Genomic DNA, 14,565 nt, shown 5'->3' on the forward strand with positions numbered 1-14,565 from the left:
GAGTTTGCTGTGGGCGCGAGTGTGTAGGGTGGGCAGCTTGGCTGCCCACGCGGGGGCTTTCACCCATTAAAAACCGCGCAATTGCAGCCAGTCTTGTGGCTCTACGCGGTCGGCACGCCATTGGTTAATGGGCGCATCCATGTCTGCATAACCCAAGGAGACGCCATAGGCGACCATGTACTCTTCAGGCAGATTCAAGAACGGTTTCAAACCTGTTTGGAAGCGGCGCCAAAAGCCTTGTGGGCAGGTCGCCAGCCCGTTTTCGGTCGCCAGCAGCATCAAGGACTGCAAATAAATGCCCAAATCGGCCCACTGGGCATTGCCCATGCGCTGGTCTACGCAAACCAGCACGCCAACGGGCGCGCCAAAGAACTGGAAGTTTTTGCTGAGCTGTTCGAGTCTGGCTGGCTTGTTGTCACGGCCAATACCGATGCTGGCGTACAGGTCTTCGCCGTTTTTGTAGCGGCGGCTGCGGTAGGGCTCCCACAGTGGGGCAGGGTAGGACTGGGTTTGCGCATTCTCGTCAGCGTTGCTTTGCTGCACTGTGGCGATCAATTCTTGCAGTGGCGCACCGCGCAGGGCAATCACTTTCCAAGGCTGCAAATTGCCGCCTGAGGCTGCTTGCGCAGATAAGCGCAAAATGCGCTCTACCAAGGCTGCATCGGGTTCTTGCGGTGTAAAAGCGCGTGCGGAGAAGCGCGCTTGCAAGGCTGATTCCACGGTCATCGGGCCATTCCTTTGTATCAAAGTCACGCGCAGGCTCGAAGCTACGCGTGTGGATGCAGAGCGACTGCGCACAGTCCGTTTGCAACGAGACGAGCTGTGGGCTAGCCCGCCAGCCTTGCTGCTGGCAGAATGCGCCTGAATTACACGCTGGCCAAGCCAGTCGCGGAAGTTAAAGCGTCGATTGTGGCAGGTAAATCGCCCATGTGCGTGATGAAGTGCCGCACGCCCAACGCACGCATGCCCGGGATGTAGCAGCCTTGCTTGTCGTAACCAATGACGGTAGCGCCTGCGGCCAAGCCTGCGGTGCTGCCTGGCAAGGAGTCCTCGACCACCAGGCATTGTTCTGCAGGCACGCCCACTGCCTGGGCGGCGGCCAAATACACATCCGGGTGCGGTTTATTGCGCGGTGTCACCTGGCCGCTGAACACACGGCCTTCAAAGTACGGCCACAGGCCTACGCGTTTGAGCTGCAATTCGAGCTTGAGTGGGTCACCACCCGAGGCGCAGGCAATGCGGCCATCAAAGCGTTGGTGCAGGGCTTTGATCGCTTCGACCGCGCCAGGCTCGGCTTCCAGCTCGGTGGACAAGCGGGCATTGCGTTTGGCGTAGAAATCGGCCATCCATGCTTCGGTCAGTGGCTGGCCCGTTTCTTGTTCAATGCGCTGGCGCTCGTCGCGCACGGCAATACCATGGAAAATCGCAAAGCATTCGTCGTAAGTCAAGGCCCAACCGGCTTCGTTGAACAGTTGGCACAGCACCTGGTTGGTGATGCCTTCGCTGTCGACCAGCACGCCGTCACAGTCAAACAAAATGGCTTGGAAATTAGATTCAATCACGGGGGAGTCCATCATCAGGGAAATCGGAGGGTAAAAACGACCATGCGCCTGTGCAGCCCATTTTCAGCGCAAGGCAAGCCAAGAGGCAGGCAATGCAAGGGGTATAGCCGATTGTGCCTCAAGCGCTGGAATTGCTTGCGCATTGGGGCCATGGCTACAGGCTCTCAGATCGTAAACACGTTCTAACAGGCGCCGCTGGTGGTTGCTGCGCTTTGTATCAGCGGACAGTGACATTTTGATGAAGCATTGGGAGCCCCGATCCTGTTGCAGCGCACGCTTGGGCCTAGTGCAGGCCAGCGGCACTCAAGCTGCGCTCAACCGTCGAAGCGAGCGACTGCTGCCGCGCTGCTCACATGGGGGGCAGTGGTGCGTGGGATGTGCACCCACACAGGCACTGCCATCTTGGCGTGTCAAACAATGGCGTGGTCTGTGTTCAGAGTTGTTTCAGTGCCTTGTGCCATAGCCAGCTCAATGCGCCTGCTCCCAGTTATCGCCCACACCCAACTCGGCCAGCAGTGGCACTTTGAGCTCGGCCACTTGGGCCATGGCTGTGGGGATATGTTCGCGCACCCAATCAATATCGCCCTCTGGCACTTCAAACACCAATTCATCGTGCACTTGCATGATCATTTGCACGCGCGGGTTTTCGGCGTCAATCAAGGCCTGCACAGCGACCATGGCTTTTTTGATTAGGTCGGCAGCCGTGCCTTGCATGGGTGCATTGATCGCGGCGCGCTCGGCACCGGCGCGGCGTGGACCGTTGGGTGAGTTGATCTCAGGCAGATACAGGCGGCGCCCAAACACGGTCTCCACATAGCCTTGCTCCTTGGCCTGGGCCTTGGTCTCGTCCATGTAGCGGCGCACGCCCGGATAGCGCTCGAAATAGCGGTCAATGAAGGTGCCGGCGGCGCTGTTGGTGATGCCCAGGTTTTTGGCCAAACCAAAACGGCCCATGCCGTAAATCAAACCAAAGTTGATGACTTTGGCGTAGCGGCGCTGCTCGCTGCTGACTTCTTCCAGCGCCACATTGAACACTTCAGAGGCAGTGGCTTTGTGGATGTCTTCGCCATTCCTAAAAGCATTGAGCAAGGCTGCATCATCGCTGAGGTGGGCCATGATGCGCAATTCAATTTGGCTGTAATCGGCGCTGGCAATGCGTTTGCCTGGCGCGGCAATAAAGGCCTCGCGAATGCGGCGGCCTTCGGCCGTGCGCACCGGGATGTTTTGCAGATTCGGGTCGGTGCTGGACAAACGCCCGGTGATGGCCACCGCCTGTGAGTAATGCGTGTGCACGCGCCCTGTGGCCGGCAGGGCCAATTGGCCGAGCTTGTCGGTATAGGTGCTTTTGAGCTTGATCAGGCTGCGGTGCTCAAGAATACGTGCGGGCAGCGGGTAGTCTTCGGCCAGTTTTTCCAGCACTTCTTCGTTCGTGCTGCGCGCGCCGGTCGCGGTTTTTTTCACTACCGGCATGCCCAGCTTGTCAAAGAAAATTTCGGCCAGCTGTTTGGGGCTGCTCAGGTTGAATGGCTGGCCTGCCAGCGCATAGGCTTCTTCTTCCAGCTCCACAATGCGTGTTCCCAGCGCCTGGCTTTGCTGGGCCAGCAGTGGCGCATCGACCAGCACACCTTCGCGCTCCATGCGAAACAGCACTTCGCTGCTGGCAATTTCCAGCTCGTAAATGCCGCGCAAGGCGGCGTTGTTTTCCAATTGCGGCCACAGCACCTGGTGCACATCAAAGGTCTGGTCGGCATCTTCGCAGGCGTAGTGGCTGGCGGTGTCGATATCGACCTGGCTGAATGGAATCTGCGACGCACCTTTGCCGCACAGCGACTCGTAGCTGGTGCCTTGGCGGCCGGTGTGGCGCTCAGCCAGGCTCTCGAGCCCATGCGGCTTGTGTGCTTCGAGCACATAGCTCTCCAGCATGGTGTCGTGCAAGTAGCCGTGCACCGCAATGCCATGGTTGGCTAACACATGGCGGTCGTATTTGATGTGCTGGCCTAATTTGGCGTGCTTGGCGTTCTCCAGCCAAGGTTTGAGGCGGGCCAGTACTTCCTCGCGTGGCAACTGCTCGGGCGCGCCGGGGTAGTCGTGTGCCAGCGGGATATACGCGCCTTCGCCAGGGGCGGTTGAGACGCTGATGCCGACAATCTCGGCGCGCATCTGGTCCAGCGAGGTGGTTTCGGTGTCAATGGCGACCAGCTCGGCTTGCTGCCAGCGCGCCAGTGCCGCGTCAAAATCGTCCCAGCTCAAAATCGTGGCGTATTGCACCGTGCCAGTAAAACCCTGGTAGCCACTGCCTGTCTCTCGCACAATCGATGGTGTGGCCGCAGCAGCAGCCGTGGCAGGGCCAGCCGCAGTAGATGCCGCCACAGGCGCTGCCGTTGGCGTATCAATGGCAAACAGGTCGCCATTGCCGCTGGATTGGGCAGTGATGGTCAAAGGCTGGGCCGCGCCGGTCTCACCCAGGTTGCGCAGCAAGGTTTTGAAGCCGTATTGGTCATACAGCTCGGCCAGTGCCGGTTTATTGGGCTCACGCATCGCCAAATCGGCCAGTGCCGGCAAGTCGGCCACGTCGCGCTTCATCGTCACCAGCTGAGCCGCCGTTGGCAACCATTCGCGGGCGTCGCGCAGGTTTTGCCCTGCAACGCCTTTGATCGCATCGGCGTTGGCCAGTAGATTGTCTAGGCTGCCCCATTCCTGCAACCATTTGGCGGCCGTTTTAGGGCCGACCTTGGTCACGCCTGGCACGTTGTCAACCGTGTCGCCGACCAGGGTTTGGTAGTCGATCATCAGGCTGGGTGGTACGCCAAATTCGGCCAGCACGCCGGCTTCGTCGCGGCGTTTGCCATTCATCGTGTCGTAGATCACGATGTTCTCTGTGACCAGTTGCGCCAAATCCTTGTCGCCGCTGGAGATCAGCACTTGCATGCCTTGCGCGGCAGCCTGGCTGGCCAGGGTCGCAATCACGTCATCGGCTTCGACGCCGGGCACGGCCAGCATGGGCCAGCCCATTGCCAGCACGACCTGGTGGATTGGTGCAATCTGGGCCCGTAAATCGTCGGGCATAGGCGCGCGGTTGGCCTTGTATTGCGGGTAAATATCGTCGCGAAAGGTCGGGCCGCTGGCGTCAAACACGCACACGGCATAGGCCGACGGTTCTTCCTTGCGCAGCGCTTGCAGCATATTGATCATGCCGCGCAAAGCGCCTGTGGCGGGGCTGTCTGGATTGCCCGGATCGGCCCGCAAATCGGGCATGGCATGGTAGGCGCGGTAGAGGTAACTGGAGCCATCGACCAGTACCAATTTATTTTGAGCAGTCATGGGCCGTATTGTGCACGTGCTGCAGTGCTGTTGCTGTAGTGGTACGCAAATGATCTGCTTGTATGAGCAGGGTCTTGCAATCTGAGACAATGCTGCCAAAGCGCCGTAAAACGATGGTTTATCGCTCGGCGACGGAGGACACTGCTATGGCTTCTACTACAACGCCTGTCATTTTTAAAAATTCTGCTCCTGGCTCAGCCGCAAAGACTGTGGCTAGTTTGTTGCTGGCCGTTTTGGTCACAGGGCCGTTGATCGCACAAACCCAGGTGGTGTCTGAGCGCCTCGTTTCCGACCCCCAGGTCAATGCGGCCAACACCAGCAATGTGGGCCAGGTTCAAGGTGCTGAGGTACTGCCTGAAGGTGAGCCTGCAACTGCGCGCAGCGCTGTGCGTTCGTACCAGCAAGACGCTGGCTCGCGCATTGAAGAGCTGCGCGTGCGCGGCCAAACGCGTGAGATCACTGTCACCCCTTCTGGCACCATGCCTTCGTATGAAGTGGTGCCTGGCAATAGCCAGACCAATCCGATCAGCTCAGGCCGCAGCCAAGAGGGCACCAATGGCCCACGCCGCTGGAAGATTGGCGAATTCTAAGCAAATGGCCCTGGTGGGCAAACGCTGTCGTTTGCAGCGAACGTTCAGCGTCACAAAGGTCATCTCACAAAAACCGCACACAGCTTTGGCTGTGTGCGGTTTTTTGTTTGCGTTTGGCTTTTAGAGTCTTTGCATCATCTGCGCGCCGCCAGGTTGAAGCCCAACAGCGTCGTGCTTTGCTAAAAATTCTTGCTTGGCAGAGCGTTCGACTGCGGCTTTATCTGTAATTCACCAATTGGTGAAAACCCGCTGATCAAAAAGCGACTGTTGGGTTGTAATAGCCATTAATTCACCAATGAGTGAATTAGCCGACGGCCAACAACGACAGGAGACATGCATGAAACTCGCTTTGATCGCCACCTGGGCAGTGGCGCTGCTTGCAGCCAGCGCGACGGCGCAGGCCCAGAACACAGCCAATTACCCCAATAAACCCATTCGCGTGGTCGTGCCGTTTGCGGCCGGCAGCACGACCGATTTGATTGCCCGTGCGATTGGCGACAAGATGGGCCAAAGCCTGGGTCAAACGATGGTGATTGAAAACCGTGGCGGTGCCAGCGGCACGATTGGTCAGATGGCGGTTGCCACAGCTGCACCCGATGGCTACACCGTCATGATCCACAGCTCCTCGCACACGGTCAGCCCATCGACCTTTACCAAGCTGCCGTTCAAAACGGAAGAAGATTTCATTGGCATCACGCCGATCGTCACCTCGCCCAATGTGCTGGTGATTGCGCCTGAAAAAGGCATGAAAACGCTGCAGGAGCTGGTCGATTTTGGCAAGGCCAATCCAGGCAAACTCAATTTTGCGTCCGCTGGCCAAGGCAGCGCCACGCATTTGAATGCCGAGAAATTCAAATTGGCAGCTGGCCTTGATGCCTTGAATATCCCATTCAAAGGCTCGGCCGAAGCAGTGGGCGAAGTCATGACGGGCCGCGTCGACTATTACTTCTCGCCAATTGCACCGGTGCTCAGCCAAATCAAGGATGGCCGCTTGCTGGCTCTGGCAGTGGGCTCGCCAACCCGCTCACCCGCTTTGCCTGATGTGCCAACGACTGGCGAAGCCGGTGTGCCAGGCTCTGAGCTGGTGTTCTGGATTGGCATGCTGGCCCCAGCGGGCACGCCCGAACCCATTGTGCAGCGCCTGCACGACGAAGTGGTCAAGGCGGTTGCAAGTCCGGAAGTCATAGCCCGCTTTGACGCCTTAGGCGTCTCGCCCTGGACGATGGAGCCCCAAGCCTTCAACGCCTATATCCACGACGAAATCGGCAGTTACTCCGAGCTGGTCAAAGCCGCCGGCATCGAACCCAACTGAGTGGGCATCAAAGCCACTCCTTCTCCTCTCCCTTCACCTAGACAAGCATCACTATGAGTACACAAAGACTTGGCATCATCATGCACGGTGTTACCGGCCGCATGGGCATGAATCAACACCTGATCCGTTCGATTGTCGCCATCCGTGCGCAGGGCGGCGTGCTGCTGGCCAATGGCGACCGTGTCATGCCCGACCCGATTTTGGTGGGCCGCAATGCCGAGAAAATGGAAAAACTGGCCGCAGCCCATGGCATTGCCCGCTGGGGCACGGATTTGGACGCGGCCCTGGCCAACCCTGATGACACGGTGTTCTTTGATGCCGGCACGACGCAAATGCGCCCACAGCTGCTGGCCAAGGCGATTCGCGCTGGCAAGCACGTGTACTGCGAGAAGCCGATCGCCACCAACCTGAATGAAGCCGTTGAAATCGCCCGCTTGGCCGAAGAAGCCCGTGCCGAGAAAGGCCTTAAAAGCGGCGCCGTGCAAGACAAGCTGTTTTTGCCCGGTTTGCGCAAGCTGGACATGCTGCGCCGCGCAGGTTTCTTTGGCGAAATGCTCAGCGTGCGCCTGGAGTTTGGCTACTGGGTGTTTGAGGGCGATTTGCAGCCGATTCAGCGCCCCAGCTGGAACTACCGCACAGAAGATGGCGGCGGCATGATTCTGGACATGATGTGCCACTGGCGCTATGTGCTGGACAACCTGTTTGGTGAAGTGCAGTCGATCTCCTGTCTGGGGGCAACGCACATTCCCAAGCGCTGGGACGAGTCTGGCAAGGAATACGTGGCGACCGCTGACGACGCCGCTTACGCCACAGCCGAGCTCAAAGGCCATAACGGCGAGCATGTGATTGCGCAAATGAACATGAGCTGGGCGACCCGCGTGCGCCGTGACGACCTGGTGACCTTCCACGTCGATGGCACGCATGGCTCTGCGGTAGCCGGTCTGCAAGAGTGCCGAGCCCAATCGCGCGTGGCCACGCCACGCCCGGTCTGGAATCCGGATGTCAAGCAAACCATGAACTTCAACGACCAGTGGCAAGAAATCCCGGACACCGAGTTCTACGACAACGGTTTCAAAATCCAGTGGGAGCACTTTATCCGCCATGTCGTCGAAGACGCGCCATACCGCTGGACTCTGCCAGAAGGCGCCAAAGGCGTGCAACTGGTCGAAGCTGCGCTGCAATCCTGGAAAGAGCGCCGCTGGATTGATGTGCCTGAATTGAAAGTCTAAGAGAGTGCCATGACCCATCGCATCGTTTTACCCACCGCTGATCGCAGCCTGCAAACCTACACCTTGCGCGCTACGCCAGTGCCCGCCCAGCCAGCTGCCGGGGCTTTTAACCGCATCGCCTATTCGGCCGCGCACGTGGTGGCCGACCCGCTGGCTGACAACGACCCGTGGCTGAGCTGCGCCGTGGACTGGGACAAGACCATTGCCTACCGGCAATACCTGTGGTCGCTGGGCCTGGGGGTGGCCGAGGCGATGGACACCGCCCAGCGCGGCATGGGCCTTGACTGGCCGACCTCGTTGGAACTGATTCGCCGCAGCTTGGATGCGGCCAAGGACGTGCCTGGCGCGATCGTGGCGTCGGGCTGCGGCACCGACCACCTCGATTTGGATTCGGTCAAAAGCGTGGACGATGTGATCCGCGCCTACGACACCCAAATGGAGGCGATTGAAGCCCTGGGCGGCAAACTGATCGTGATGGCCAGCCGTGCACTGGCGCGCGTGGCCAAAGGCCCTGAAGATTACGAGCGCGTTTACGGCCACATCCTGAGTCAGTCAGCACAACCGGTGGTACTGCACTGGCTGGGCGAGATGTTTGACCCGGCGCTGGCAGGCTACTGGGGCACGTCCAATGTGGACGCTGCGATGAACACGGCCTTGGATGTGATTGCGGCGCACCCGCACAAGGTCGATGGCATCAAGATTTCGCTGCTTGACAAGGACAAGGAAATCGCGATGCGCCGCCGCCTGCCCGCAGGTGTGCGCATGTACACCGGTGACGATTTCAACTACGCCGAGCTGATTGCAGGCGATGGCTATGGCAACGAGATCACCCATGGGCAAAGCGATGCCTTGCTGGGCATTTTTGATGCCATAGCACCGGCTGCGAGCACCGCGCTGCAAGCGCTGGCGCAGGGTGATGAAGCGCGCTTTCATGCGATTTTGGCACCCACAGTGCCGCTGTCACGCCACATCTTCAAAGCGCCAACGCGCTTCTACAAAACTGGCGTGGTGTTCATGGCCTGGCTCAACGGCCACCAGGACCATTTCACGATGGTAGGCGGCCAGCAAAGCACCCGCTCCTTGCAGCATTTGGCGCAATTGTTCCGCCTGGCCGATGCGGCCAATGTGCTGGTCAAGCCCGAGCTGGCAGTCGCGCGCATGCGCACGCTGACCGCTATGTATGGCATTGAGCAAGCGTAAAGGGCGGCACCATGCGTGACTTTTCACAGAACATTGATTGGCTCTCGATCAACACCGCGACGATTCGCAAACAGCACGGCCAGGAAGTCGCGCTGAACACCTTGCTCGACCAGTGCGCCGCTGCAGGCATTCGCGCGGTCAGCCCGTGGCGCGACCAGGTTGCCGCTATCGGCTTGCAAGCCACGGCTGCGCAACTGCGTGCCCATGGCATGTCCTTGTCCGGCTACTGCCGTGGCGGCTTTTATCCGGCTGCTGACAAAGTGGGTCTGCAAGCGGCGCTGGACGACAACCGCCGTGCGATTGATGAGGCCAAAACCTTGAATTCTGCCTGCCTGGTGATGGTCGTCGGTGCCTTGCCCGGCGCGCTGGAAGGCAAGCCGCACTACAAAGACATTGGCAGGGCGCGGCAGGAAGTGGTTGATGGCCTGGCCGCTTCGCTGGAATACGCCCGTGAGGTTGGCATGCCGCTGGCGATTGAGCCCCTGCACCCGATGCAAGCGGCCGACCGCGCCTGCATCAACACGCTAGAACACGCGCTCGACATTTGCGATGCGCTGGACCCCGAAGCCACTGGCGCATTGGGCGTGGCGCTTGATGTCTACCATGTTTGGTGGGACCCAAAGCTGGCGCAGCAAATCGCCCGCGCCGGCGCCAAGCGCCTGCTGGCCTACCATGTCTGCGACTGGCTGACCCCGACAGCCGACCTGCTGCAAGACAGAGGTATGATGGGCGAGGGCGTGATCGAGCTGAAAAAGATCCGCCAATGGGTCGAAGCAGCCGGCTTTGCAGGCTACAGCGAAGTGGAGATTTTCTCGCAGCGCAACTGGTGGCAACGCAGTGGCGATGACACCTTGCAAGCCTGCAAGCAAGCCCACCAGGCGGTGGTGTAGCGCCCAATTTATACAAATCTGAACAAGCGAGCGGCATGGTGAGCAAGCCCAAAAAAAAACACTGCGGAAGACAAACTGCGTGACGCCGAGCGTTCACGCAAGACCATCTTGGTCGCGGCCAAGCAGGAGTTTTCCGAGGCGGGCTTTGATGGTGCGCGCATCGACCGCATCGCGGAGCGGGCCGAGCTCAACAAGCGCCTGATTTATTACTACTTTACTGATAAAGAGGCGCTGTTTCAGGCGGTGCTGGAGGAGGCCTATGCCGACATCCGCCAGGCCGAGCAATCGCTGGCGCTGGCCAGCATGCAGCCAGCGCAGGCCATTGCGAAATTGGTCGAATTCACCTGGAACTACTACCTGCAAAACCCGGAATTCCTCAGCATCCTCAACAGCGCCAACCTGCACAAAGGCCGGCACTTGGAAGAAGAGGGCCGGGTGCAGCGCCTGAACTCGCCGCTGATGCAATTGCTGCGCGAAGTGCTGCACAAAGGCCAGCAGCAAGGCGACTTTCGCGCTGATGCCGATCCGGTGCAGCTCTACATCACGATTGCCGGTATGTCGTATTTTTATCTCTCGAACAACTACACGCTGTCGGCGGTTTTCGGCACCGATTTGGCGACGCAGACGGCTTATGCAGAGCGGCTGGCGCATATGTGTGATGTGGTGCTGGGCTACCTGAAGGCTTGAAGCCCATAGCCTCCTTGACAGGTGATCGAGCCTACGACACAAAAAGCACTGATGCGTGCTGCCATGACCGCAATATCATGCCAATCATTTCCCTACGCAAGCGGACTCAGATACGCAAAGGAATTGCCTTTGCAGAACGAAACGCCGCCATCGATGCATGTCGCCGTTTCTGACGTGCCTTTGGAAAGATTGGCGCGGTTATCACCGTGGATCGCTGGTTGAGGCCGCAATGAATTGCTTCAAAAAAGCTTGGTGAAAAAGTCAAGGCCAAGACCTTGGAGAGGCAAGTGTGGAGCTCAATGTGCGAGCAACCGTCTTGAAAGGGTTCACTCAATTGGGTTGTCAAAAAACGCTCGCCGTGGGATAACTTCGCCTGGGGTTGGGGCAGCGCGGCCATCGCTTTCTTTATGCAACAAAGCCGCTGAGCGTGCCATTGGGTGGTGCTCACCTTTCCACTCGGTATTTGAGCATGATGACGAGAATCGCCAGTAGCAGCACGATGGCATTGTTCAGCACGATTGGCAGGGCGCCGATCAGCAGCCCGTAGCACAGCCATAGCGCCACACCGCTGATGAAGCACGTGTACATGCCGTAGGATATATCGCGTGCAGAGCGCGTGCGCCAGATTTTCAGGACTTGGGGGATGAAGGAGATGGTGGTCAGCATGCCTGCTAATGCGCCGATGAAATCGATCAGGTTCATGGGGCCGCAGTCTCAGAAAAATCGGTCGAAGTAGATCTGCGACTTGTCCACGTTGTGGCGTGTCTGCAGGGTGTCTAGCACCGCTTGAATCATGGGCGTGGGGCCTGCCATGTAGTAGTCGTGGCCGTACAGATCAGCACCCAAGACTTCTTCAAGGTATTCATGGATGAAACCGATGCGGCCGTTCCAATTGCTGGCTTCGTGCTCATGCACGGACGAGATGGCAGGGTAGAAGCGGATGCGGTCGCCAAAGCCGGGTAGGGCCTCTAGCAGTGCTTCTCCGCACACGTCCCGTTGCGTTCTTGCGCCGTAGAAGAAATGCAGGCGGCGCGTTGCCAGTTGACCGGCATTGGCCATGGCGCGGGCGATCGAGACCATCGGAGCCAGGCCCGAACCGCCCGCGATGCAGACCACGTCACGTACCGAGTCTTCGCGCAGATAAGCCATGCCAAAGGGGCCGTCCAGCGTGATCTGGTCGCCTGTGTGCAGATGGTCGAACAAGGTGTTGGAGCCGTTGCCGCCCTGAACCCGACGTACTTGGAAATGCCATTCCCCTTCGCTGTTGGGCAGGTTGGACATGGAGTAGGCACGGGTGCCGTTCACGCCCGGCAGTTGTAGCGTAGCAAATTGGCCAGGACGGAAGGCGGCTGCGGTGTCCGTTGCGAAGCGGAATTCGCGTATGTCATGTGTGATCTCGTTGGTGGCAATCAGCGTGGCAGTCTGCTTGCGTGGGTTCACTTGCGGCACGCAGGCATCGTCCAGACGCATTTTGATGCGGCAATCGGTGAGTGGACGGCACTGGCAGGCCAGCTTGCGGTTCTTGGCGTGGTCGCGTGCAGACAGGCCCGGCGCGTTGTCCCAGAGGACCTCCAGGTGGCCTTCCAGCAGCTCGAACTTGCAGGTGCCGCAAGCACCGGCCGTGCATTCATACGGCATGCCAAGACCGGCGCGCAGGCCGCCTGCAAGCAGGGTGTCGTTGGGGGCGCAGGCGAATGTCTGGCCGCTGCCTTCAATGTGGATGGTTGTCATGTGGAGCCTCCTTCACTGATCGAAACGAACGCCCACCACGCCGTTTTCGATCACGACGGGGTAGGTTTTCAGATTCACCACGCAGGGTGCACCAACAGCCTCTCCTGTTCGGATATCGAATGCGCCTTGGTGGAAAGGGCACTCGACTACGTCGCCGTCGATCTCGCCATCGCACAGCGAGGCTTCGCCGTGGGTGCAGGTGTCGTCGGTGATGTGGAATTCTCCATTCAGATTGAAGATGGCCAATGGTGGGCGACCTGCGAGCTCAATGCGCTTGGGGCAACCCGGTGTTACTTCGGAGGCTGGACAAAGGAATTGGATGGTTTTTTCGGCGATTGCCATGAAATTGTCCCCTGTTGGATTCGTCAACGAATCATGGTGCCATCGGCAGCGGGTTGATCCACAACAGCTGCCAAGCGGCACTACTACGATGCGTTGATCGTATGTATTTCGCTTCGCTGCAGCTATTGGATTGATTGCTTAGCCACTACAGGTTTTTGCTTATGCACGGTTGGTCCCTGCACTCAGGAGCAGCGCGGCAACATGACGTGAAAGTTTGTGCCGGAGTTGTTGGCCGGACGCGTGAACCACAGGCGACCGCCATGTGTATCGACGATAGACTGGCACAGCGATAGCCCGATGCCGAGGCCTGAGTTCTTGGTGGAAAAGAACGAGGTGAAGATCTGATCCTGACTAACCTGGGGTAGCCCCGGACCTGTGTCCGCCACGGTGATCTGCACGCCTTTGTCTGTATGGCTGGCAATGCTGATGTGCAGCTTGCGCTGATTGATGGGTACGCTGGTCATGGCCTCGATGCTGTTAACAGCCAGATTGATGATGACCTGCTGGATGAGCACTTCATCGCACTCGACTTCACAACTCGCATCGCCGAGCGCGTAGCCAATCGAAACTGAGTGATCGCGCGCGCGCATTTCAATCAGATCACGGATGTCACCGATAAGTGCTCGCAGGTCGATCATTTGCCGCTGGAAGCTGCGGTTGCAGGTGAATTCACGCACCTTGTGGATGATGCGCCCGGCGCGCTCGGCCTCGTTCTGCGTCAGCTCCAGAACGCGGAGCAACTCTTCGTTGGTGAAGTTGCCTGAGCGAATGCGCCTGCGGCATCCGGCAACGAAGTTGACGATGGCAAAGAACGGCTGATTCAGCTCGTGCGCCAGCGCCGTGGCCATCTCGCCGGTGGTGGAGATGCGGGCGATGCGGCTAAGTTCCAGTGCTCGAGAGCGGGCCTTTTCTTCGGCCGCGATGCGTTCAGTAATGTCGCGGAAGTTGATGAGAATGCCTTTGATCGCAGGATCTTCCTGCAAGTTGCTGCACACGGCCTCGTGGATCCTCCATTCGCCACTGCGGTGACGCACCCGGTAGCTCAGCTGCACACTGTATTTGGCCTTGAGGCCGTTAAGTTCATTGAACGCGTTCCGCACATCTTCCACATCTTCCGGTTCGATGAAGGCGTATACCGAGCGGCCGATGAGCGAGCGAGCGGTGGCGCCGAGCAGCGAGTTGATGGAGGGGCCCACGAACTGTATTGCGCCGTCGATGGAGACGATGGCGATACCGTCTGACGAACGCTCAATAAGCTTGCGGTAGTAGCGCTCCCGCTCCTTGAGTATGGCGTGCGCCTCCTTGCGCTCGGAGATGTCGCGAGCCATGGCGATCACGCGCCCGATACCGTTGATGGTAATGCGTTTGAGGCTCACCTCCACGGGCGTTTCCTTGCCCTGCGAGTTGCAGATGACCCATTCGAAGATCACCGTCTCGCCGCTGTCGCGGGCGCTCCTGACGCGCTGCAGGCCGATCTCTGTATTGAACGGGGGATGGTTGCGCGTGAGCTCGCCGATGGACATGCCGCGCAGTTCTTCGATCGAGTGGCCATACAGCTCGCACGCCTTGCGGTTGGCGTCCAGGATCTCACCGGTGTCCATGTCATGGATCACCATGATGTCGGTGGCGAATTCAAAGACGTCCTGGTAACTGGTGCTGTTCAGCGGGCTGATGGCGTTCATGGTGCGCGCTTTCGAGTTC

14 protein-coding genes are annotated in these 14,565 nt (G+C 59.0%); 6 read left to right on the forward strand and 8 right to left on the reverse strand.

The window, feature by feature from the left end:
- Positions 1-66: 66 nt before the first annotated feature.
- The 3 genes from E8K88_RS06020 to polA form a co-directional block, all read right to left on the reverse strand.
- Positions 67-726, reverse strand: a complete 660-nt coding sequence (locus E8K88_RS06020; protein WP_136405757.1) for a nitroreductase — start codon at positions 724-726, stop codon at positions 67-69.
- A gap of 140 nt (positions 727-866) precedes the next feature.
- Positions 867-1,574, reverse strand: a complete 708-nt coding sequence (locus E8K88_RS06025; RefSeq protein WP_136405858.1) for an HAD family hydrolase — start codon at positions 1,572-1,574, stop codon at positions 867-869.
- A gap of 456 nt (positions 1,575-2,030) precedes the next feature.
- A complete protein-coding gene (gene polA / locus E8K88_RS06030) occupies positions 2,031-4,883 on the reverse strand; it encodes a DNA polymerase I (protein WP_136405758.1) in 2,853 nt (950 codons plus the stop codon).
- A gap of 146 nt (positions 4,884-5,029) precedes the next feature.
- Here polA and E8K88_RS06035 point away from each other — a divergent pair, with 146 nt between their 5' ends.
- The 6 genes from E8K88_RS06035 to E8K88_RS06060 all read left to right on the forward strand — a co-directional run bounded on the left by E8K88_RS06035 (position 5,030) and on the right by E8K88_RS06060 (position 10,791).
- The gene (locus tag E8K88_RS06035; protein WP_136405759.1) at positions 5,030-5,473 is read left to right on the forward strand and encodes a hypothetical protein; all 444 of its coding nucleotides are present in this window, start codon (positions 5,030-5,032) and stop codon (positions 5,471-5,473) included.
- A 337-nt stretch (positions 5,474-5,810) separates the two neighbouring features.
- The gene (locus E8K88_RS06040) at positions 5,811-6,785 is read left to right on the forward strand and encodes a tripartite tricarboxylate transporter substrate binding protein (RefSeq protein WP_136405760.1); all 975 of its coding nucleotides are present in this window, start codon (positions 5,811-5,813) and stop codon (positions 6,783-6,785) included.
- Between the two features lie 53 nt (positions 6,786-6,838).
- Positions 6,839-8,014, forward strand: a complete 1,176-nt coding sequence (locus tag E8K88_RS06045) for a Gfo/Idh/MocA family protein (RefSeq protein WP_136405761.1) — start codon at positions 6,839-6,841, stop codon at positions 8,012-8,014.
- 9 nt (positions 8,015-8,023) lie between these two features.
- Positions 8,024-9,214: a dihydrodipicolinate synthase family protein gene (locus tag E8K88_RS06050; RefSeq protein WP_136405762.1), complete on the forward strand. Its 1,191-nt coding sequence runs from the start codon at positions 8,024-8,026 to the stop codon at positions 9,212-9,214.
- 11 nt (positions 9,215-9,225) lie between these two features.
- Positions 9,226-10,104 carry a sugar phosphate isomerase/epimerase family protein gene (locus E8K88_RS06055; RefSeq protein ID WP_136405763.1) on the forward strand — a complete coding sequence of 293 codons (879 nt, stop codon included), beginning with the start codon at positions 9,226-9,228 and terminating at the stop codon, positions 10,102-10,104.
- 108 nt (positions 10,105-10,212) lie between these two features.
- Entirely contained in the window at positions 10,213-10,791 is a 579-nt protein-coding gene (locus E8K88_RS06060) for a TetR/AcrR family transcriptional regulator (protein WP_420813561.1), read from the forward strand.
- 106 nt (positions 10,792-10,897) lie between these two features.
- On the opposite strand, the gene E8K88_RS18170 is transcribed toward E8K88_RS06060, so the two are convergent.
- The 5 genes from E8K88_RS18170 to E8K88_RS06085 form a co-directional block, all read right to left on the reverse strand.
- A complete protein-coding gene (locus E8K88_RS18170; RefSeq protein ID WP_136405765.1) occupies positions 10,898-11,239 on the reverse strand; it encodes a hypothetical protein in 342 nt (113 codons plus the stop codon).
- The gene (locus E8K88_RS06070) at positions 11,236-11,493 is read right to left on the reverse strand and encodes a SemiSWEET transporter (RefSeq protein ID WP_136405766.1); all 258 of its coding nucleotides are present in this window, start codon (positions 11,491-11,493) and stop codon (positions 11,236-11,238) included. The genes E8K88_RS18170 and E8K88_RS06070 overlap by 4 nt, the downstream gene beginning before the upstream one ends.
- Before the next feature lie 12 nt (positions 11,494-11,505).
- Positions 11,506-12,522 (reverse strand): 2Fe-2S iron-sulfur cluster-binding protein, encoded by a 1,017-nt coding sequence (locus tag E8K88_RS06075; RefSeq protein ID WP_136405767.1) that lies wholly within the window; start codon positions 12,520-12,522, stop codon positions 11,506-11,508.
- A gap of 12 nt (positions 12,523-12,534) precedes the next feature.
- Positions 12,535-12,864 (reverse strand): non-heme iron oxygenase ferredoxin subunit, encoded by a 330-nt coding sequence (locus E8K88_RS06080; RefSeq protein WP_136405768.1) that lies wholly within the window; start codon positions 12,862-12,864, stop codon positions 12,535-12,537.
- Positions 12,865-13,046: 182 nt separating this feature from the next.
- Entirely contained in the window at positions 13,047-14,546 is a 1,500-nt protein-coding gene (locus tag E8K88_RS06085) for a PAS domain-containing sensor histidine kinase (protein ID WP_136405769.1), read from the reverse strand.
- Positions 14,547-14,565 lie beyond the last annotated feature (19 nt).

The organism is Lampropedia aestuarii, assembly GCF_004803635.1.
Classification (GTDB): Bacteria; Pseudomonadota; Gammaproteobacteria; order Burkholderiales; family Burkholderiaceae_C; genus Lampropedia; species Lampropedia aestuarii.